Here is a 20,196-nt window from a genome sequence, read left to right on the forward strand (position 1 = left end):
CGCCCACGGGTCAGCGGCGGCGCCAGACGCGGTGGTGGGTGGACGAGGGCGCCTGCGGACGGGTGGACTCCCACTTGCGGCGCCACTCCGACGCCTCCGGGCCCCGGGGGGCGCGGCGCCGGTCGGACGAGTGCAGAGACGTCCACCAGTCCGTGTCGTGCTCGACCCACAGGCGGCCGATCGCGTCCTCCAGCCGGGCGTTGAACGCGGTCGTCGTCTCGTCGGGCTCGGGCACGAGCGGCCTGCCGTACCGGACCGACACGACCGGGCGGCCCTTCTTCACCCAGAACCCGCCGCGCGGCATCGCCCGGTACGTGCCGCGCAGCACCAGCGGCACGGCGGGAACGCCCTGCTCGCGGCACAGCAGCGACGCGCCCATCCGGAACCGGCGCGCCCAACCGTCCGTCGAGCGGGTGCCCTCCGGGTAGATGAGCAGGTTCCAGCCGTCTTCGAGCAGCTCGGTCGCGAGGTCGAGGGCGCCGCCCGCGCCGCGCCGCTCGATCGGGAACGCGTTGAACGTCAACGCGGTCGCGACCGCGCGCCAGCGGGCGTCGAAGAAGTAGTCGGCGGCGGCGGCGACCGCGACGCGGCGGCGCAGCCGGACGGGCAGCGACCCGAGGATCAGCGGCGTGTCCAGGTGGCTGGCGTGGTTCGCCACGAACACGACCGGGCCCTTGATGTCGTCGAGGATCTCCGCGCCGTGGATCTCGGGCCGGGTCTGGCTCCACGTGACGGTCCGCAGCACGCCGTCGAACGCGACCTTCCGGGCGGCGATGGCGAGCGGGGTGCGCGCCCACTCGGTCGGGAACGCGCGGCTGGGCGGGGCCTTCGTCCACGGCTGCGCCGACCGGGGCGCGGGCGCCCGGCCACGCCAGTCGCGGCCGCGGCGCAGCAGCCGGACCTCCTCGACCAGTTTCATCCGGCCCTTCCGGCCGCTCATCGGACGTCCGCCAGCGTCATCGGCGGCGTGTGGAGGTAGCTGATGCTGGGGCTGCGTCCCACGGTGTCGCCCGCCATCTCCAACGCGTCCGCGAGGGTGCTCGCCGCACGGAAACCGAGCCGGGACGCGACCCGCCGGTCGGCGCCCACGCAGATGACGTCACCGAGGTGGTTGAGGGCGTGCGCGCCCCAGTACCACATGTAGAACGGGTGGACGCCGTGGTAGGCGTACGAGTTCCGGTACAGGTGGATGTACCAGGGGTCGGTGGCGTACTGCTCCTCGAACTTCGTCTCGATCGTCGCCGGGTCCGTCGTCTGCGTCAGCACCTCCTCGTAGAAGTCGATGTAGCTCGGGTGGTGCAGCGGATGGAACTCCGACTTCATCGGGTGGTACATGATGAGCGCGCCGCCCTCACGGACCAGCGGCTTGTTCTTGTACATGTTGAAGTAGTAGCCGAGCCCCAGGCTGTACACGAGGATCGGGTTCATCACCGAATTGACGTTGTACGGACACAGGTACGGGAGCCCCAGCATCAGGACGTCCGACTGGCCGTGCACCTCGGTGAGCTGCTGCCGGTGCACGCTCGCGAGGGTCTTCTCGTGGACGAGGTCCGTCGCGCCCGCGTGCACGCCCGTGATCCCATAGGGGGCGCGCATCCCCTGCCACACCTTGTGCCGGGCTCCGGCCGGGGCGAGGTCGTTGGCGCGTTTGGCGGCGAGGAACTTCGCCTGGTCCTTGAGCGTCCACTCCCATTCGCGCTTGTTGAGGAACTCGAACGGCGACGGGAACTGGTCGTTGTTGACGGTGCACTCGATGTGGAAGATGCGCACCGACTCCGACAGGAGCTTGTGCATCCGCTCGTACGAGTGGTGCATCGCCGAGTTCGGCGGGTCGTTGAACGACCGGGAGTGCCGCAGCGTGTGGACGTTGTGGTGGTGCCGCAGGCTCTTGTACGAGGCGAGGCCCACCGACACCGACTTCGCGCCGCCGCTCATCGCGACGAGCGTGATGTTCACGTACACGATCAGGTCGCTCTCCGCGGCCCGCCGGTTGATCTCGACGTCCTCGCCGTGCCGGGTCTGCCCGAGCAGGGTGAGGTTGTCGCGGTCCTCGGCGTCGTGGTTGCGGAGCCGGTCCGGCCAGAACGAGTTGAACACCCGGTCGCCGACGATGTGCTTGATCTCGGCGGGCGTCATCCGGCGGTGCAGCGCGTTACCGGCGATCAGCTCGACGTCGTCGACGCCAGCGGCGGCCGCCATCTCCAGCACCTGCTCGATGACGCGGCCCCGGACGTCCGGTGCCCGCATCGGCGGCAGCGGCAGCGACAGGTCGTCGAACACGATCGTCAGCCGCATGCCCGAGTGCAGCAGTTCGGGCAGCGGCTCGCTGCCGAGCGGGTTCAGCAGCGCGTCCCGGATCCGGCCGTTGACGTCCCGGATGCCGGGCAGCGAATCCGGCGGGTAGATCACCCGGGTGCCGAGCGGGAACCGTTCCAGCCGGAACCCCTCTCCTTCGTGCACCAGCAGCGGGGGCGTCCGCTCGTCCACCTCCAGCACGAGTCCCGGTCTGCTCATCCATCGGCTCCTTCGCGTTCGAGGTGGTCTGTGCCTTCAGCGGTCGAGGTGGTGTCGCCGTACGCGGCCCCGTCCCCGTTCTGGGGGTCGAAGGCGATCTTGACGCTGCCGGAGCGTCCGGCGGACAGCGCGTGCGACAGCGCGTCCCGCCAGCGGGTGAGGGGGTAGACGCTGTCGACGAAGCCGTCGAGCGCGTCATGGGAGGCCAGGTCGAGGGCGGCCCCGAAGTCGTCGGCGCCGCGACTGGCGTAGGACCCGACGATGTTCAGCTCCCGGAACCAGGCGGGCGTCAGGTCGACCGGCTTCGCCGGCATGCCCGACAGCAGCACCGTCCCGCCCGCGCGGACGAGCCGCAGCGCCGTGTCGAGCCCCTCCCCGCCGGTGCATTCGACGACGATGTCGGCGCCGCCGAGCAGGTACCCGGGGCCGAGTTCGGGACGGACGAGCGACCCGCCGGTGATGCGCCGCAGCCCGCGCAGCGCCGCCGACGAGTCGATGGTCTCGGTGGCGCCGAGCGCGAGGGCGCGGCGCCGCTGGCCCGCGTGCCGGGCGATGACGGTGATCGACCCGGCGGGGGTGAGTTCCCGCAGCGCGAGGACGGTCAGCAGCCCGACCGTCCCGGCGCCGACCACGACGATGGACGCGCCGCGCGGCACGTCGATGCGGCGCACCGACCGGACCGCGCACGCCAGCGGCTCCGCCAGCACGGCCCGCATCGGCGGCAGCGACTCCGGCACCCGGTGCAGCTGGGTGCGGTGCGCGACGAGGCGTTCCGACCAGCCGCCGCCCGTGTCGGCGCAGAACCCGGTCTGCAACCCCGACGAGATCCGCCCGGACGTGATGTGGTCGCACCGGTTCTCGTTGCCGTCCGCGCAGGGCGGGCAGGGGCCGGTGCCGCGCGCCCGGCACGGCAGCACCGGGTCGATGACGACGCGGGTCCCGGCGGGCATGTCGTCGGACGCGTCGTCCAGCAGCTCACCGACCACCTCGTGGCCCGGCACGAACGGCATGGACACCAGCGGCGACAGGTAGGGCGACACCTTCCCGGCGGCCATCGACAGGTCGGATCCGCAGATCCCCGACAGCACGGGACGCAGCCGCACCCAGCCGGGGCCGGGCAGTCCGGGCGCCTCCCGGTTCGTCAGCCGCAGCGGCGCCAGCGACGGCACCGCCGCCGAACGGAACCTGCCGGGGAGCCGCGAGGCGGCGAGGTACCGGGCGGGTGAGCGGTGGTACTCCAGCGCCAGAATCATCGGGCCTCCTCCAGGGCGGCGTCGAGGAGCGTGGACACGGCGCCGGCGTCGCCGTCCCAGTCCGCGATCGTCCAGCGCTGCTTCTTGGCGTGCCGGTACAGGCGGGCGTCGGGGTTGACGGCGACGGGATTGCCGACCTGCTCCAGCACCGGACGGTCAGAGTAGTGGTCGCCGTACGCCCAACTGCCGGCGAGGTCGACGCCCTCTTCGCGGGCCCAGGCGCGCAGCCACGCGCCGCGTGCCTCCCCGATCAGCGGCGGCTGTTCGAAGGTGCCGGTGCAGCGTCCGTCGACGACGCGGAGGCGGGCGGCCAGGATGTCGTCGAACAGGGTGCGCAGCGGCTCCACGAACACGTCGAGGGTGCCGGTGAGCAGGATGGTGCGGTGCCCGGCCTCCCGGTGCCGCCGGATCCGGCGGATCGCCTGTGGCCACGCGCGGCGCAGCAGCACGTCCGACAGCCGGTCGCGGGCCAGGGCGCGCAGCTCCGCCTCGTTCGCGCCCTCGTAACGCTGGACGAACTCCCGCAGGAACTCGCCACGGTCGCGGTGCTCGGTGCGCAGGTAGTGGGGGACCTTACGCAGGACGGGCGCCAGCGTCCCCGGCCACGACTTCAGCGGGACGTCCAGCAGCCGCGCCCACAGGTGCGCCTCCACGACGTCGGACGCGACGATCGTGCCGTCGAAGTCGAACACCGCGACGACGTCCCGGCGCTCCTCGAACTTCACCGGCGGTCGTGGCGGAGGACCCGCCGTCAGCACCGGGCGCGGCGCCTTGACGGGCTGCTGCATCAGGCGGAACGCCGCCGTCACGGCCGGGCAGTGCACGTCGCGGAGGTAGTACGTCCAGTCGATGACGGCGGAGTCGCAGCCCTCGTCGTCCGGCAGCGAGGCGCTGAGGGACTGGGTGCCGGAGTCGGCGTAGACCACCTCGGCGGCGCCGTACGCGCCGTACAGGTCGCGGTAGCGGCGCAGCAGCCGGACCTCGCGTCCCTGCTTGTACAGGTTGCGCTGCCAACCTCGGGTGCGGTCGCCGCTCGGCAGCATCAGCAGCGCCTTCTCCGCCACTTCCATGGCGCGTTCGGCGGTGCCCAGCATCTGTTCGGCGCGGCCCTCGCTGAGCAGCTTCAGTTCCCTGGGACGGATCGCGCCGCGCCCGTCCGCGGCGGGCAGCGGATGCTCGCTGAAGTACTCCTTGACCAGCTCGACGAGCCGTTGCAGCGTCAGCGGGTTCCGGGCGCCGGACCCGACGTGGTAGTAGGCGGGCCTGCCAGGCTCAGGCGGTGACGCGGCGGCGGCGAGCAGCGCGTTCACCACCAGGTCGACGGGGATGATGTCGACGATGCCGTCCGGGATTCCGGCCAGCGCCCGCAGCAGCCCCTGCCCGTAGGCGAGGATCAGCGGGTCGGCCATCTTGAACCCGTCGATCCAGCCCGGGTACGGGTGCCGCAGGCTGCTCTCCACGATCGCCGGACGGACGATCGACAGCGGCAGGTCATGGGCGGTCTGCTCGGCGGCGCGTTCCCCGAGCGCCTTGGTGAAGGTGTACACGTCCGGCCAGCCGAGGCTGCGGGCCCGTTCCCGGCCGTAGGCGATGAGGCGTTCGTCGACCTGCTCGCGGCGGCGCCGCTCGGTGTCGGCGGCCACGGCGGTCGGGCCCGCCTTGCCCTGTTCGCGGAGCGCGGCGGCGCGCAGCCGGCCGAGCACCTCGGGGCGCCGCGAACCGCGCTCCACGGTCCGGCGGGCGTCCACCGCGCAGTCGAGTTCGGTCTCCCAGTCGATGGCGTGGTCGAGGGTCGTCTCCGGGACGATGCCCTTCCGCGAGCCCGCGACGTACGCGGTCGACACGTGCACGATGTGCGGCTTCTTCCCGCCGCGCTCCCCGGCCCGCCTGACCGCCTCGTACAGGCTGACGGTGCCGACGACGTTCGTCTGGAACGCCTCGTCGATCGGCGGGTCGAACGACACGATCGACGCGCCGTGCACGATGGCGTCGATGTCGTCGGGGAGTTCCGGCACGGAATCGGTGAGGTCGGCCGGGACGATCCGCACCCGCTTCCGCACGATCTCGCGGGCCTCGTCCTCCCCGACCCGCTCCCGCCACGGTCCGAACACGGGCTTGGCGATGAGCTCGTCCAGCCGTTGGTCGGCGGTGACGCCCGGTCGCTCCCGCAGCACCGCGACGACGCGGGTGTCGGGATATCCGGACAGCAGGCGCTCCAGCATGGCCTGCCCGATGAACCCGGTGACGCCGGTGAGCAGAATCGTCTGCCCGGCGAGCCTGTCACTCATGGTGCGGTGACCCCCCTCCTCTGTACGCCTGCGTGGGCCAGCGCCCAGTCGGAGGCCGTCTGGGAAATGCGGTGACGCGGGGGCGTTCCGGCGCGCGTCGGATGGAAGTCCTGCGTCATGTCGGGCAAGGCTAGACACGGAAGGGAAGGGGCGAATCCGTCATGTGACGGGGCACGTCCCTCGTGCCCGTGCCCGCCGCGAGGGGGACCTCCGCGACCAGGGTGAAACCGCCTTTCCCGTCGGTCCCGGCGGACAGTGAGCCGCCGAGCGCGCCCGTTCTGGCGGTGAGGTTCGAGAGGCCCTTACCCGACCCGGGGTCGGAGCCCGTGAACGACGGTGGGATGACTCCGTCGTTGTGCACCGTGAGGCGCACCACACCGGCCTGCGCGGTGACCGTGACGGCGCAGTGCTCCGGGTGGGCGTGCCGCAGGACGTTGGTGACGGATTCGCGGAGCACGGCCGCCAACACGCCGTCCACCGGGGAGGACGGCGGCAGCTCCGTCTCGTCGGGCAGGTCCACATGGACGTCGGCGCCCGCGGCTGCCAGCGCGGCCCGCGCCGACACGGCCTCGTCCCGTAGCGCCAGGGCACGGTCGTCCGCGGCGACGGCGCGGGCCTCCGCCCGCGACCGCTCCGCGAGATCGGCCAGTTCGCCGATCTCCTCGGCGGCCCGCACGGGGTCGACGGTGACGAGCCGCCGCGCAAGCTCCGCCTTCACCGTGATCGTCGACAGCCCGAGGCCCAGCAGGTCGTGGACGTCGCGGGAGATCCGGAGCCGCTCGTGCAGCGCCGCCATGCGCGCCAGCCGCTCCCGGGCGACGTCGACCTCCCGGGCGAGCATCGGCAGCCGGTACAGCGCGTACACGACCACGCCGATCTGCACCGAGATCGCGCACGTGTAGAGGTAGAAGAGCAATCCGTGCGACGCCCACAGCGCCGGGACGCACCACGCCGCGATGGTCAGCGCGAACATGATCCACGCGCGCCGTCCCCGCGACACCAGCAGCACCGACCCGGTCGCCAGGCACGCCATCGTCGCCCACTCCGGGCCGAACAGCGCGAACGGCCCGAACACGAGAAGGACCTGCGCGGCGAGCGTCCACGCGCCGAAGCGCGGCGTCTTGCGGCGCAGCAGGGTCGAGGTGTGCCGGAGCATCAGCGCGGAGATCGCGGCGGCCACCGCCCCGGCCGCCGCCGTCGCCCGCCCGGACCCGCCGGACCCCGCGTGGACGTTGATGACCTGCTCGGCCGCGAAGCCCACGGTCATGATGACGAGGATCGTCCAGGCGAGGCGGGACTGCGTCACCCGGCCGGGACGCTCCCGGCGGCGGGACGGACCCTGCAACGCGCCGACGATCGACCGGACGTCCGTGGCCGCCTGCCGCGACGTCCGGGCCACCTCGTCGAGGTCGTCGCGCGCCGCCGCCGGGTCGACCGGCAGCAGGTCGCGGGCGCGGCGGCTCAGCTCCTCCACGCGGGTGAGGGCCGCGCCGAGCACCGCGCGGAGGCTGCCCGCCGCCTCCAGGCGTTCCCGCGCCGCCGCGGCCGCCGCGAACTGCGCCCGTGTCGCGTGCAGCTCCCGGACGAACCCCGACAGCCGCGTGATCGCGTACATGGCGATGCCGGTGTTCACCGTCGCCACCACGCAGAACGACACGTCGACCGCCGACCAGCCCTGGTGGTACCGCAGCAGACCCTCACCGGCCGTGACGAGCGCCACCATGAGCCACGACAGCGGCGGACGCAGCAACAGCAGCATCGACCCGGCGAGGAACCCGCCGACGACCGGATACCAGTCGTTGCCGAACACCAGCAGCGGCAGCAGCGCCAGCGCCGTCTGCGTCGCCAGATGCGTCACGATCACCCATCGGCGCGGGCGCTGCGACCGCGGCCCGTACAGGACCAGCAGCCACTGCACGGCGAAGATGCCGAAGATCACGATGGTGGCGGACGGGAGCATGTGCGCCGGCCCCGTCTCCGCCTGTTTCACCAGCCTCGTCTGGAGCATCAGGACGAGGTACATCCCGGTGATGGTGCGCGCGAACAGGGGCGTCCGGCCCGCGAGGCCGCCTGGCCCCGCCGGCTCGTCCCGCCGCCATCCGGGTCTTGCTGGTCGTGCCCTGGTCACGCTTCGATCACCGGCTCCTCAACGCCGCCCCATCGGATGATGAAACGCCGGAGCCGTCTGGGCAAGGGAACTAAGCGCGTGAATATTTTCACGGCGCCAGTTTTGTGGCGTGCGGGTCAGGCGGGAACGTGGCGGTGCAACTCGGCCCGTGAGGCGACTCCGAGCTTCGGAAACGCCTTGTAGAGGTGGTAGGCGACCGTGCGGTGGCTGAGCCGGAGCTGCGCCGCGATCTGCCGGTTCGTCGCCCCGGTCATCGCCAGCCGGACCACCTGCATCTCCTGCGCGGTCAACCGCGCCGGCAGGTCGTCGCCGTCCGCGCGGACGGCCTGGCCCGCGGCGCGCAGCTCGCCGCGCGCCCGTTCCGCCCACGGCACCGCGCCGAGGCGTTCGAAGACGTCCAGCGCGGCGCGCAGCCGCGCCCTGGCCTGCGCGCGGCGCCGCGACCGGCGCAGCCACTCCCCGTACAGCAGTTCCGTGCGGGCGCGTTCGAACGGCCGCCCGCCCTCGCGGTGGGCCGTGAGCGCGAGCGTGAAGTGCCGTTCGGCCTCGTCGGGGTCGGTGGTGAGCAGGGCCCGGCATCGGGACGCGACCGCGTCGGCCCACGGCTGCCCGGCGTCGCGGGCGAACTCCTCCAGCCGGGCCATGGCCTCGGCGGCGCCGTCCGGGCGGCCCGCCGCGACGACGGCCTCCACGGTGTCGGCGGCCGTGGCGAGGCGCGCGCCGTCCTGGAGGTGCTCCAACGCGTCCTCGGGACGTCCGAGACCGAGGGCGAGAAGCCCGAGCGCGTCGCCGACCGGCCCGTCGGCGGCGAGCGCGCGACAGCGGACCTCGTCGCCCTCGATCGCCGCCTGCCGCGCCTGGACCGACCGCAGCGCGGCGGCCTGCCCGCGCTGGCCCGTCTCCGCGGCGACCTCCAGCGCCTCCCGGGCGAGGGCGCGGGCCTCGTCGTGCTCGCCGCACAGCAGCCGCGACCACGCCTGGACGACGAGCCCGCGCGGGACGAGGCCGAGCAGCCCCCGGCGGCGGCACCGGGCCACGAGGTGCGCGGACATCTCGGCGGCGGCCGTGTCGTCACCCGCCTGGAGGGCGATCTCGGCGGCGAGCAGCCGCAGCCGCTCGTCCGTTGCCCCCTCGGAGGTCGCGAGGACGCGCCGGGCGACCGCGACGTCGCCGTCGAGCAGCGCCGACAACGCCTCGAACAGCACGGACGGACGCTCTTCGCCCGCGAGCCCGTCCCGTGCCCGGACGGCCGTGTCCCGGTCTCCGCACGACCACGCGTGGAACACGGCCTCTTCGAGCAGCCGTGCGCGGATCTCCGGATCGTCGTAGGCGCGGGCCCGCTCCAGCAGCAGCCGACCGGCCGCCTCCGGGACGCCGTGTTCCAGCTCGACGCCCGCGCGCACGATGTCGACCCGGGCCGAGGTGTCGTCCGCGTCGCCCGTGCGGGCCGCCTCGTCGGCGAGCGTCCTGGCGGGGGAGAGCCGCCCGGCGGCGAGTTCCGCCTCCGCCGCGGCGACGAGCCGGCGGGCGCGTACCTCCGGGTCACCGGCGAGGCGGGCGGCGCGCTCGTAGGCGAACGCCGCGACGGACGGGCCCGACCGCTCCGCGATGTCGTCGGCGGCGGACTCCAGTTCGGCGCCGACCGTCTCGTCCGTGCCGAGCGCGGCGGCGGCCAGATGCCGGACCCGCAGGTCGGCGTCCCCGGCCCGCGCGTGCGCCTCGGCGAGCGCCCGGTGCACGGCGATGCGCCGCGTGACCGGAACGCCCTGGTACGCGGCGGCCCGCGCGAGTGGATGCCGGAACCCGATGGCGGTGGGGGTCACGACGAGCAGGCCGGTCTCCTCCGCCGCCTCCAGCGCGTCCGGCGGCAGCCCGAGCCCGCGGGCGGCCTGGACGACCACGCCCGGCTCGGCGGTGCCGTCCGCGGCGGCGACGGCGAGCAGCAGCCGCACCTGTTCGGGCAGGTCACGGACGGTGCGCGCGAACTCCTCCGGGACGCGGGCGAGCCGCCCCGACCCGGCGGCGGCGAACTCGACGAGCGCGAGCGGGTTGCCGCCCGCCTGCTCGACCAGCCGATCGATCCGGTCGGCGGGCATGTCGGGGGCGCGTTCCTCCATCAGGAGCCGCGCGTCGTCCGGGTCGAGGCCGGTCAGGTTCAGTTCGGGCAGCCCGGTGCGCGGTCGGCCGTCGTCCCGGACGGCGATGAGGAAGACGACACCGCGTGAGGCGACGCGGCGGGCGGCGAACAGCAGCGCGTCCGCCGATTCGCGGTCGAGCCACTGCGCGTCGTCGATGAGGCACAGCAGCGGCTTGTCGGTGGCCGGTCCGCCGAGGAGGTTCAGCAGTGCCAGGCCGGTGAGGAGCCTGTCCGAGGAGTCCGGCCGGGTCAGGCCGAGCGCGGCCCGCAAAGCCTCTGCCTGAGGGGTGGGCAGGGACGCAAGGTGATCGGCCCGGCCGTCGAGGAGGAGATGCAGGGCCGCGAACGGGACGCCGCTCTCCGCCTCGATGCCGCTTCCACGGAGAACGTCCATCTCGCCGGACAGCCCCGCCGCCCGCGTCGCGGCGTGGTCGAGCAGCGCGGTCTTGCCGATTCCGGCGTCACCCCGAAGGACGAGCGCGCCGCCGCCCGCGCCCGACAGGGCACGGTCGAGCAGCCGGTCGATCTCGGCGAGTTCGGCCGAGCGCCCGTACAGAGGTTCCCCCACCATGCCCTGGAGGGTTTCATCGGGCGTTCTGCCCGGCCAGTGCGGTGCGCACCGATCCGCATGTGAATCGCCCGGGGGTCGGACCATGTGTTTCTCATACCGGTCTCAAACCGGGATCTCGGTCACAGCCACCCGAACTCGCCCGCGATGCGCACGGCGTCGATGCGGTTGCGGGCGTTGAGCTTGGTGATGCAGCTCGCCAGGTAGTTGCGGACGGTCCCGACCGTCAGGTTGAGGACGATCGCGATGTCGTCCACGTCGGCGCCCTCCGCCGCCAGCCGCAGGACCTGCGCCTCCCGGGGCGTCAGCGGGCTCTCCGGCTGGCGCAGCGCCACCAGCGCGAGCTGCGGATCGACGACCTGTTCGCCCGCCGCGACCCGCCGGATCGCGGCGGCCAGTTCGGCGGGCGGCACGTCCTTCAGGACGAAGCCGTGCACGTGGGCGTCCAGCGCGCGCCGCAGATCGCCGGGGCGTCCGAGGCCCGTCAGCATGAGGACGCGGCACTCCGGTAGCCGTTCGTGCAGCTCGGCGGCGGCGGTGACGCCGTCCATGCCGGGCAGGTCGACGTCCAGCACGGCGACGTCGGGACGGTGCCGCAGCGCCGCCCGGACGATCGCGTCGCCGCTGCCGACCTCCGCCACGACCTCCAGGTCGGGCTCCAGATCCAGCAGCCCGGTCAGCGCCCCTCGGAGCAGCGCGACGTCCTCGGCCAGCAGAATCCGGATGGTCGTGCCCTCCTGGTGGGGCGGCTCCCCACGCCCCCCGGACGCGACGTTCACCGGTGCCCGCGCGGACTCACCGTCCCTGCCCGTCATGAATGATCACGTCCTTCACGATCACCCGTCGGCGGCTCCCGCCGCTCGCGGAAGACCGCCCTGATGAACAGTTCGGTGTGTCGAAGCGCCCTGTCGCGTGCCTCCCGCCGCTCCTCGGGGGCGGCGTCGGCGTGCAACCACAGTAGCCGGGCCTGGCCGATCGGCCCGAACAGCGCCCACGCCAGATCGACGGGACCGCCCAGGTCGGCGGGGATGCGACCCGCGTCGATCCAGTTCTGGAACAGCGTCGCGGTCTCGCCCATGGACCGCATGACGGTGTCGCCCATGGCGGCGCTGTGGACCAGCCCGTCCCGGACCATCAGGCTGATGAAGAGCCGTCCGCTCGGCGAGTCCCACGCGTCCAGGACGTGCGTCACCAGCGCGCGGAGATACGCGGCGGGGTCACGGTCGGCGAGCGCGGGATCGAGGCTCTCCAGGCCGGTGACCAGGCCCTGCGGCCCGAGCCTGGCCACGGCCGCGTCGAAGATGTCCTGCTTGCCCGCGAAGTGCGCGTACAGGACGCTCTCGCTCAACCCGACCTCGCGGGCGATCGCGCGGATCGACGTGCCCGTGTACCCCTTCTGCGCGAAGAGCCGCAGCGCCGCCTCGACGAGTTCGGCCTTGGTGTCCCCGGCCTCCTTCTTGGGCGGACGTCCCGGACGCCGCCGCATCGGCCCCCCAGGCTTCAGTGACACCTCTACTACCTCCTCGTTCGCTGGGAGAAGCGTGACGGACAGGTCCACCGGACGTTCCGGTGGACCTGCCTCCGCGCTTCGCGTCGTCGTCCGGCTTCACGAGCCCACGGCGGGTTCTGTCGTAACCGCCGCCCGCTCCCGCGCCTTCTTCGGCACCACGACCAGGGCGAGCCCGGCCGCGACCCAGAGCGCCAGCACGAGGAGCGGCCCGCCGATCGCGTTGCCGTCGAAGTAGACGGTGTTGCGCACCGCGTCGACGGAGGCCGCCACCGGCAGCCAGTCACCGACCGTCGCGTACCACTGGGGGATGAACTGCGGTCCGATCGGGCCTCCGCTCGCCGGGACGCCGATCGGGATGAACAGCAGCGCGGTCAGTCCCACGGCGGGCGGCCCGGCGACGCGCCACGCGCCCGCCGCGAACGACGCGACCGCGAACACCAGGAGGCTCGCGAGGGCCCACAGCTCCAGTGGCGCTCCCGTGAGCGCGCCGGTCAGCCCGGCGGCGACCCAGGCGTTGACCCCGCCGAGCGCGACGGACCCGGCGGCCAGCAGCCCGAGGCGCCGCCCCGCCCCGACCCGCGGCGCGGCGACCGCGAGCAGCACCGCGAGGATCACGGCCGGAATGACCGTCGTGATCACGAAGAAGATGGCGGACACCCCGTTATTGTCGCCGTCCGGCAGCGGCCGGACGTCCTTGACCGTGACCGGCTGCCCGGTGGCCTGGCCGACGCCCTGGAAAGCCGCCGTCACCGCGTTCTGCACGGTCCGTCCGTTCGCGCCCGCGACGATCAGCGTCGCGCCGCCCTTGCCGGGTGCGCCGGGTGCGCCGGGGACGAAGACCGCGTCGACGTCGCGTTCCAGCAGCGCGTCCCGCGCCTTCCGCTGGTCGTCGTACGCCGTGAGGTCGAACGCGCCCTCGGCCTTCCGCTCCATCAACGCGCCGAGCCGGTCCACGGCGTGCGGCGGCGCGACGACGGCGACGGGCACCTTGTGCGGCTCCAAGTGGTGCAGGGCCCCGAGGAAGGACCCGGTGAAGATCAGTCCGATCAGCGACACCACCACCAGCACGGCGATGGGCTTGCGCCTGTCGTGTGTCCGCTCGTCTCGCATCACTGCCTCCTCGCTCGATGCCCCAAAAAATAATCGCTCGTTCGATTAATTTCCAGATGTGCGAGCATGAGGCTGGTCACATGGCGGATGCGAACCCGGGCCGGGCTCCCTAGATTCGGCCTCGCGCACCTGCTCGTCCGGGTGCGCAGAGTCACGGGAGGCTGCGTGTTCTACGGTGTCTTGGCCCACACGGTCGGGCCCCTGCTCCGCCTGGCGTTGCGCCCGCGGGTGGAGGGCAGGGAGAACATCCCGGCCGACGGGCCGTTCATCCTCGCGAGCAACCACCTGTCGATGGTCGACAGCTTCGTCCTGTCACCCGTCATCCCCCGCCGGCTGTGGTGGCTCGCGAGGTCGGAGTACTTCGAGCTCCCCGGCATCGGTGGACGCCTGATCCGGCGGGGCATGCTCGCGCTGGGGAACGTCCCGATCAGGCGCGGCCCCACCCGCGCGGCCGTCCGGGCCCTCGGCCGGATGGTCGACGTCCTCGACGCGGGCGGCGGCGTCGCGATCTATCCGGAGGGCAGTCGTTCCCCGGACGGGCGCCTCTACCTCGGCCGACGGGGCGTCGCCTGGCTGGCCCTCAAGTCCGGCGCGAAGGTCGTTCCCGTCGCGCTCGGCGGAAGCGACCAGATCATCCCGCTCGGCACGTGGCGGCCGCGGCTCTCCGTCCGTCCCACCGTCCGCTTCGGCGAGCCGATGGACTTCTCCCGCTACCAGGACCTGCCGCCGGGCCGCGCCCGCCGCGTCATCACCGACGAGGTCATGGACGCCATCCGCAAACTGTCCGACCAGGAGTGGGCGGGCACCCTGAATCCGAGGGCCGACGACGAGTAGGGCCCGCCCTCAGGCGAGCACCTGCTCGGTGAGGAGCCGCTCGAACTCCTTCTCGAAACGCTCGTACTCGGCGCGCAGACCCGGGCCCGGCCAGTCGGCGGGCAGCAGGTCGGGCGGGAGGATCGGGTCGTCCACGAGATGGCGGAGGACGGCGGCGGCGAGCGTGAACCGTTCGGCCATCCCGGTTGTCTCGGTCAGGGCGGTCTGGAGGGCTCGGGCCTTGGCCGTCCAGGCGTCCAGGTCCCAGAGTTCGGCGGCGAGCGCGGCGGGATCGCCCTCGGGACGTCCCCGCAGGAACGTGCACTGCCGGGCGACGATGCCGGGCCGGTCGTCCAGGGCGCCCTGCGCCTCGCCGCCGCCCGGGTCCGTCCCATGCCGGGTCAGATTGGCCGGACGCAGCCAGGTGCCCTCGCGGAGTTCGGCGAGCCGCAGCGCCGACATGGCCTGCCGCAGCGCGGCGCGGTCGGCGGCGGGACGGCGCTCGGCGGTGATGACGGCGATCTCCCAGGTGCCGTCCCAGGGAAGGGCCCGGGGGAGGCGGCTCTCGTCCTGGCGGGCCTGCCGTTCGAGGAGCCGCTCGGTCAGCGCGTAGGCGCCGCCGCCCTGAACCAGGTCGCCGGAGTTCACCATGCGGGAGAGCGCTACCCGGACCGTTCCTTCGGCGACGCCGAACATCTCGCCGACGCGAACCAGATACCGGGCGGGCAACCGGGGCGGATGGACGCCCAACAACGTGCTCAGGACGATCGAACGGGCGGTGAGCGGGCGAATCTCCAGACTGCTTTCCATAACTGGTCGAGACCTTAATCCCGGTGGGCGGAGACCCTCTCCAGATTACAACCTTCCGCCATGCGATGATGAGGCGTAATGTCCCAGCTATGGCGTCGAACCGATCCGACCATCCGGTCGAGCCGTTGGACCGGCTCCCCTTCAGCCACGCGGGAAAGGCCCGCCGGTACGCCACCGAACGCTACCCCGGCGCGGTGGGTCTCAACTGGTACGACTGCGATCCCACGCTGCGGTTCCTGATGCGCCGCCACCTCGGCGACGGGTTCGGTTGGGCCGAGCCCCGGCTCCGCGAGCTGGGCGCGCTGATCGGCGGCCCGATCGCCGAACGGGCCGAGGAGACCGACCGGAACCCGCCGAGGCTGGAGAAGTACGACCGGTGGGGCCACGACATCAGCCGGGTCGTCCCGCCGCCGTCGTTCGAGGCCGCCAGGCGCGACCTCGTCGCCGCCTCCTTCACCCGCCCCGAGTTCGTCGCGGAGGCGCGGAAGAACGGCGCCGATCCCGCCCCGCTGGCCCTCGCCTGGGGCTACCTGCTGAACCAGGCCGACATCGGCATGACGTGCGCGCTCGGCACCGGCGGCGAGATGGTCGTGGCGCTGACGGAGATGTTCGCGCCCGACGACGTCAAAGCGCGAGTACGGGAACTGTTCGCCGCCGGAACGATGTGCGGGGAGGCGGCACAACTGCTCACCGAACGCGCGGGCGGCTCCGATCTCGGCGCCCTGGAGTCGACCGCGTGCAGGGACGGCGACGCGTGGCGGCTCGACGGCTTCAAATGGTTCGCGTCCAACGCGGGCGGCTCGGCGTTCGTGGTGCTGGCCAAACCCGAGGGCGCCGTCGACGGGGTCCGGGGCGTCGCGCCGTTCCTCGTCCTGAAGGAGCGGCGGGACGGGACGCGCAACGGCGTCTGGATCCGGCGGCTGAAGGACAAGCTCGGCACCCGGTCCGTGGCGTCCGCCGAGATCGAGTTCACCGGCGCCGAGGCGTTCCTCCTCGCCCCCCAGGGCACGGCCGGGGACGGCAGGGGAATGGCCCGCATGATGGAGCTGACGAACGGCGCGCGTCTCGCCATCGCGACCATGGGCCTTGGATGCGCGCGGCGGGCCCTGGTCGAGTCGCTCTGCTACACGCGGGCGCGGGAGGCGTTCGGCGCGCCGCTCGCCGAACAGCCGCTCATGCGAAGGAAACTCGCCGAACTTATCGTGGAGACCGAGGCCGTCCAGGCGCTCGTGTTCGACGGGCACCTCCGTCGCCCGGCGCTGCGGATCGGCGCCGCGCTGATCAAACTGCGGGCGGCGCGGCTCGGCGTCACCGCCGCGAGCGACGCCGTCGAGATCCACGGCGGGAACGGCTACATCGAACAGTGGCCGGTCGCGCGGATCCTCCGGGACGCGCAGGTCAACCCCATCTGGGAGGGCGGCGACAACATCCTCTGCCTGGACGTGCGCCGCGCCGTCGAACGGCACGACGCGCACGAACCGTTCCTCGACCGGCTCACCGAAGCCGCCCGGCACGCCCCCACCGGAGACGACGGGACCGCCGACCTCGTCCACGAACGCATCGGCCACCTCCGGCAGGCCATAGAAAAATGGCGGGGGCTCGACAGGACCGTCGCCGAGGCGAGGCTCTACCCGCTGGCCCAGTTCATGGCAGATGTATACGCGGCGGCGCTGCTTCTGGAACAGGCGGGCTGGGAACGCGCCGACACCGGCAACCATCGCAAGGCGCTCGTCGCCCGGCTCTACGCTCGGACCCATCTCGCCGACGCCGGTCCGCTCCGCGCGATCGACGCACCGGCCGAGGAGCTCGACCGCTTCAAGGACCTGGCCGACGGCGCGCTGATCGACGACCGGCGGTGACCGACCCGACGGAGGAGCCGAACGCATGACACCGACCCTGGAGGAGGCCGGGCTCGCGCTCGCCGACCCCAAGACCTACGCCGACGACGAACGGCTGCACGAGGCGCTCGCCCTACTGCGCCGCGACTCGCCCGTGCACCGGGTCGAGGCACCCGACTACACCCCCTTCTGGGCCGTCACGAAACATGACGACGTCATGGAGGTCGAACGCAACCACGACCTGTTCCTGAACGCGCCGCGCCCGGTGCTCGCCACCGCCGAACTCGACCAGATGAACCGCGAGCGCGCCAAACAGGGCATCGGCCTGCGCACCCTCGTCCACATGGACGACCCCGACCACCGGGTGTTCCGCGCGATCGGCGCTGACTGGTTCAGGCCCCGGGCGATGCGGGCGCTGGAACCCCGCGTCCGGGAACTCGCGAAACGCTACGTCGACCGGATGGTCGACCTCGGCGGCGAATGCGACTTCGCGCAGGAGATCGCCGTCCACTTCCCCCTGTATGTGATCCTCTCGCTGCTCGGGTTGCCCGAGAGCGACTTCGACCGGATGCTTAAGCTCACCCAGGAACTGTTCGGCGGCGACGACGACGATTTCCAGCGCGGCACGTCGAAGGAGGAGAAACTCCAGGTCCTGCTCGACTTCTTCGCCTACTTCCAAGGGCTGACGCAGGCTCGCCGCACCACCCCGACCGACGACCTGGCGTCCGCCATCGCCAACGCCCGTATCGACGGGGAACCGCTGAACGACTTCGACGCCGCGTCGTACTACGTCATCGTCGCGACGGCCGGGCACGACACCACCAGCGCCACCATCGCCGGTGGCCTGCACGCCCTGATCGAGCACCCCGACCAGCTCGACCGGCTCCGCGCGAACCCGGACCTGATGCCGCTCGCCGTCGACGAGATGATCCGCTGGGTCACGCCCGTCAAGGAGTTCATGCGCACCGCCACCCGAGACTACGAACTGCACGGCGTCACGATCCGGAAGCGCGATTCGCTGCTGCTGTCGTACCCGTCCGCCAACCGGGACGAGGACGTCTTCGACGCTCCGTTCCGGTTCGACGTGGGACGCGACCCGAACAAGCACCTGGCGTTCGGTTTCGGCGTCCACTACTGCCTGGGCGCGGCGTTGGCCCGCATCGAGGTCCGCGCGTTCTTCGAGGAACTGCTGCCGCGCCTCACGTCCATCGAGCTGGCGGGGCCGCCGGAGAGCATCGCGACCACGTTCGTCGGCGGCCTCAAACGCCTGCCCGTCCGCTACAGCCTCGGCTAACGGACGCGGTGGAGGAGTTCGTCGCCTCGTCCGAGACGGCGGCAGTTCTCCACCGCGACCGCGAAGTACCGGTCCCAAGTCTCGCGGGTCAGCCACGCGACATGCGGCAGGACGACGACGTTGTCGAGCTTCAGCAGCGGGTTGCCCGCGTCGACCGGCTCCTGTTCGAAGACGTCCAGCCCGGCACCGGCGAGCCGTCCCGACGTCAACGCCTCGACCAGCGCGGCCTCGTCGACCACGGCCCCGCGCGCCGTGTTCACGACGATCGCGCCGTCCGGCAGCAGCGCGAGCCGCTCCGCGTCCAGCAGATGGTGGGTCTCGTCGGTCAGCGGGACGTGCACCGACACGATGTCGCTGGCCCGCAGCAACTCGTCCAACTCCCGCCAGGCCGGGTCTCCGGGACGGCGTCGCCGCGACGTGTACAGGACGCGGGCGCCGACCGCCTCGACCATGCCCCGCAACAGGCCCGCGATCTCGCCGCCGCCGAGAAGCCCGACGGTGCGCCCGGCGAGTTCCCCGCCCACCAGCGCCCGGTCGGCCGGCCACCCCTCGCCCCGCCGCGTCCGCGCGTCGAACGGCACGACCCTTCTCAGCACGGCCAGCATCAGCAGCAGACTCGTCTCCGCGACGGCCTGCGCGTTCTGTCCCGGCATGTTCGCCACGGCGATTCCGCGTTCGGCGGCGGCGTCCAGGTCGATCGTGTTGACCCCGGTGCCGAGCTTCTGGATGAGCCGCAGCTTCGGCGCCCGGTCCATGTCGGCGGCGGTGAACGGACGCAGCACGTGCCAGAGCACCTCGGTGTCCGGCAGCAACTCCGCGAACCGCTCGTCGTCCTGCTCGGAGCAGCTCACGATGTCGAGGCCGGGCGCCTCGTGGTCCATGTCGTAGTGCAGCAACACCCGCATATCGGCCCCTTTCCACCATCGCCCCACGTGCAGATCATGACGCATCCGTGGGCCGCGCTCCGACGCGACGCTCAGTCTCCGCCGGACGACACGCCGCACCGAAATTCGGACCCGCTTTTCATGAACTGCAATGACCTATCCCGGTCAATTCATGTCATAAACAAGTAATATACTCGTGGTCGTGACCTTATAGCCCTAGGTCTGTGATCGCTGTCGTACTCCAATCCTGAGCACGGGCACCGGCGGTGTATTTCATGCGAGTCCGTTTCCGGCCACCATCTTGTGACCGAAAACAAACGCGGCGGAAATAGGGGTGGCGTCGGCGACCGATCGGCGCCGAAAGGAACGATCCAATGCGCATCAGACCGATCATTGGAACACTGACCCTGCTGGGGGCGGCACTCGGCCCGGTCGCCGCGGCGGGCCCGGCCCACGCCGACTCCGCGACCTGCCGCGACCAGAAATCCGGGCTGAACCTGACCGTCACCAAGCCGGGAACCCCCGACGCCGACGCGCTCCTGCTGATCCAGACCGATGTCAGTTCCGGCCTGGACGGCGACGACTGGTTCTTCCACGACGCCGTCGAAGACAGCCCGTTCTCGTCCGACGTCGTGATCTGCGGTGACGCGGGCAGCGACTCCATCGGCTTCATCAACTCTCCGGCCAGGGGCACGCTCTCCGTCCTGGGCGGCGACGACGGCGACTCCATCCGGGGCGGCGGAAACGGCGACATCCTCAACGGCAACAAGGGCACCGACACCATCTGGGGGCTCGACGGCGACGACCATATCCTCGGCGAAGGCGGCGTCGACACCCTCCACGGCGGACTGGGCAAGGACGACATCAGAGGCGGTGACGACAACGACAACCTCTTCGGCAACGAAGGCGACGACACGATCAACGGCGACAACGGCTGGGACCTGATCGACGGCGGGCCCGGCCATGACACCTGCTACGGCGAAGTCACCGTCAACTGCGAGTTCCCTCCGTCCGCCGCCCGACCCGAGAAGAGCTGACGACGCGGTCGG

General features: G+C 72.2%; 15 protein-coding genes. 4 read left to right on the plus strand and 11 right to left on the minus strand.

The window, feature by feature from the left end; translation table 11 throughout:
• Nucleotides 1–10 precede the first annotated feature (10 nt).
• From D0T12_RS02815 to D0T12_RS02855, 9 genes are all read right to left on the minus strand, one after another.
• Nucleotides 11–940 (minus strand): lysophospholipid acyltransferase family protein, encoded by a 930-nt coding sequence (locus tag D0T12_RS02815; RefSeq protein ID WP_199487250.1) that lies wholly within the window; start codon nt 938–940, stop codon nt 11–13.
• On the minus strand, nt 937–2,514 hold the full coding sequence (locus D0T12_RS02820; protein ID WP_199487251.1) for a lactate racemase domain-containing protein: 1,578 nt from the start codon (nt 2,512–2,514) through the stop codon (nt 937–939). The genes D0T12_RS02815 and D0T12_RS02820 overlap by 4 nt, the downstream gene beginning before the upstream one ends.
• Complete coding sequence (locus tag D0T12_RS02825; RefSeq protein ID WP_117397643.1) at nt 2,511–3,767, minus strand: zinc-dependent alcohol dehydrogenase; 1,257 nt, start codon at nt 3,765–3,767, stop codon at nt 2,511–2,513. The genes D0T12_RS02820 and D0T12_RS02825 overlap by 4 nt, the downstream gene beginning before the upstream one ends.
• On the minus strand, nt 3,764–6,055 hold the full coding sequence (locus D0T12_RS02830; RefSeq protein ID WP_117397644.1) for an HAD-IB family hydrolase: 2,292 nt from the start codon (nt 6,053–6,055) through the stop codon (nt 3,764–3,766). Before D0T12_RS02830 ends, D0T12_RS02825 begins: the two co-directional genes overlap by 4 nt.
• Before the next feature lie 130 nt (nt 6,056–6,185).
• Nucleotides 6,186–8,183, minus strand: coding sequence for a sensor histidine kinase (locus tag D0T12_RS02835; RefSeq protein WP_147339350.1), 1,998 nt, complete (start codon nt 8,181–8,183; stop codon nt 6,186–6,188).
• A 116-nt stretch (nt 8,184–8,299) separates the two neighbouring features.
• Nucleotides 8,300–10,891 (minus strand): helix-turn-helix transcriptional regulator, encoded by a 2,592-nt coding sequence (locus tag D0T12_RS02840; RefSeq protein ID WP_199487252.1) that lies wholly within the window; start codon nt 10,889–10,891, stop codon nt 8,300–8,302.
• A gap of 119 nt (nt 10,892–11,010) precedes the next feature.
• Nucleotides 11,011–11,703: a response regulator transcription factor gene (locus D0T12_RS02845; RefSeq protein ID WP_117397646.1), complete on the minus strand. Its 693-nt coding sequence runs from the start codon at nt 11,701–11,703 to the stop codon at nt 11,011–11,013.
• Nucleotides 11,700–12,398 (minus strand): TetR/AcrR family transcriptional regulator, encoded by a 699-nt coding sequence (locus tag D0T12_RS02850; RefSeq protein ID WP_199487253.1) that lies wholly within the window; start codon nt 12,396–12,398, stop codon nt 11,700–11,702. Before D0T12_RS02850 ends, D0T12_RS02845 begins: the two co-directional genes overlap by 4 nt.
• Nucleotides 12,399–12,494: 96 nt before the next feature.
• A complete protein-coding gene (locus D0T12_RS02855; RefSeq protein WP_117397648.1) occupies nt 12,495–13,508 on the minus strand; it encodes an ABC transporter permease in 1,014 nt (337 codons plus the stop codon).
• Between the two features lie 66 nt (nt 13,509–13,574).
• Between D0T12_RS02855 and D0T12_RS02860 the strand changes: the two genes are divergently transcribed.
• Nucleotides 13,575–14,342 (plus strand): lysophospholipid acyltransferase family protein, encoded by a 768-nt coding sequence (locus D0T12_RS02860; RefSeq protein WP_233525820.1) that lies wholly within the window; start codon nt 13,575–13,577, stop codon nt 14,340–14,342.
• A 9-nt stretch (nt 14,343–14,351) separates the two neighbouring features.
• Here D0T12_RS02860 and D0T12_RS02865 read toward each other — a convergent pair whose 3' ends face one another.
• The gene (locus D0T12_RS02865; RefSeq protein WP_117397650.1) at nt 14,352–15,131 is read right to left on the minus strand and encodes a PaaX family transcriptional regulator C-terminal domain-containing protein; all 780 of its coding nucleotides are present in this window, start codon (nt 15,129–15,131) and stop codon (nt 14,352–14,354) included.
• Nucleotides 15,132–15,220: 89 nt separating this feature from the next.
• Between D0T12_RS02865 and D0T12_RS02870 the strand changes: the two genes are divergently transcribed.
• Nucleotides 15,221–16,990 carry an acyl-CoA dehydrogenase family protein gene (locus D0T12_RS02870; RefSeq protein ID WP_117397651.1) on the plus strand — a complete coding sequence of 590 codons (1,770 nt, stop codon included), beginning with the start codon at nt 15,221–15,223 and terminating at the stop codon, nt 16,988–16,990.
• Between the two features lie 25 nt (nt 16,991–17,015).
• Nucleotides 17,016–18,263 (plus strand): cytochrome P450, encoded by a 1,248-nt coding sequence (locus tag D0T12_RS02875; RefSeq protein WP_117397652.1) that lies wholly within the window; start codon nt 17,016–17,018, stop codon nt 18,261–18,263.
• Here D0T12_RS02875 and D0T12_RS02880 read toward each other — a convergent pair.
• Nucleotides 18,260–19,168, minus strand: a complete 909-nt coding sequence (locus D0T12_RS02880; protein ID WP_117397653.1) for a 2-hydroxyacid dehydrogenase — start codon at nt 19,166–19,168, stop codon at nt 18,260–18,262. The two genes, D0T12_RS02875 and D0T12_RS02880, sit on opposite strands and share 4 nt — an antisense overlap.
• 353 nt (nt 19,169–19,521) lie before the next feature.
• On the opposite strand from D0T12_RS02880, the gene D0T12_RS02885 reads away from it, so the two are divergent.
• A complete protein-coding gene (locus tag D0T12_RS02885) occupies nt 19,522–20,184 on the plus strand; it encodes a calcium-binding protein (protein ID WP_117397654.1) in 663 nt (220 codons plus the stop codon).
• The last annotated feature ends 12 nt before the right edge of the window (nt 20,185–20,196 follow it).

It is taken from the genome of Actinomadura spongiicola (assembly GCF_003432485.1).
GTDB lineage: Bacteria > Actinomycetota > Actinomycetes > Streptosporangiales > Streptosporangiaceae > Spirillospora > Spirillospora spongiicola.

What these genes read in the sequence shown, in the direction of transcription:
- D0T12_RS02830 (WP_117397644.1), bottom strand. Translation starts at nt 6,055, where the DNA reads ATGAGTGACAGGCTCGCCGGGCAGACGATTCTGCTCACCGGCGTCACC.
- D0T12_RS02815 (WP_199487250.1), bottom strand. Translation starts at nt 940, where the DNA reads ATGAGCGGCCGGAAGGGCCGGATGAAACTGGTCGAGGAGGTCCGGCTG.
- D0T12_RS02870 (WP_117397651.1), top strand. Translation starts at nt 15,221, where the DNA reads ATGGCGTCGAACCGATCCGACCATCCGGTCGAGCCGTTGGACCGGCTC.
- D0T12_RS02865 (WP_117397650.1), bottom strand. Translation starts at nt 15,131, where the DNA reads ATGGAAAGCAGTCTGGAGATTCGCCCGCTCACCGCCCGTTCGATCGTC.
- D0T12_RS02845 (WP_117397646.1), bottom strand. Translation starts at nt 11,703, where the DNA reads ATGACGGGCAGGGACGGTGAGTCCGCGCGGGCACCGGTGAACGTCGCG.
- D0T12_RS02860 (WP_233525820.1), top strand. Translation starts at nt 13,575, where the DNA reads ATGAGGCTGGTCACATGGCGGATGCGAACCCGGGCCGGGCTCCCTAGA.
- D0T12_RS02825 (WP_117397643.1), bottom strand. Translation starts at nt 3,767, where the DNA reads ATGATTCTGGCGCTGGAGTACCACCGCTCACCCGCCCGGTACCTCGCC.
- D0T12_RS02885 (WP_117397654.1), top strand. Translation starts at nt 19,522, where the DNA reads ATGCGCATCAGACCGATCATTGGAACACTGACCCTGCTGGGGGCGGCA.
- D0T12_RS02840 (WP_199487252.1), bottom strand. Translation starts at nt 10,891, where the DNA reads ATGGTGGGGGAACCTCTGTACGGGCGCTCGGCCGAACTCGCCGAGATC.
- D0T12_RS02855 (WP_117397648.1), bottom strand. Translation starts at nt 13,508, where the DNA reads ATGCGAGACGAGCGGACACACGACAGGCGCAAGCCCATCGCCGTGCTG.
- D0T12_RS02880 (WP_117397653.1), bottom strand. Translation starts at nt 19,168, where the DNA reads ATGCGGGTGTTGCTGCACTACGACATGGACCACGAGGCGCCCGGCCTC.
- D0T12_RS02875 (WP_117397652.1), top strand. Translation starts at nt 17,016, where the DNA reads ATGACACCGACCCTGGAGGAGGCCGGGCTCGCGCTCGCCGACCCCAAG.
- D0T12_RS02820 (WP_199487251.1), bottom strand. Translation starts at nt 2,514, where the DNA reads ATGAGCAGACCGGGACTCGTGCTGGAGGTGGACGAGCGGACGCCCCCG.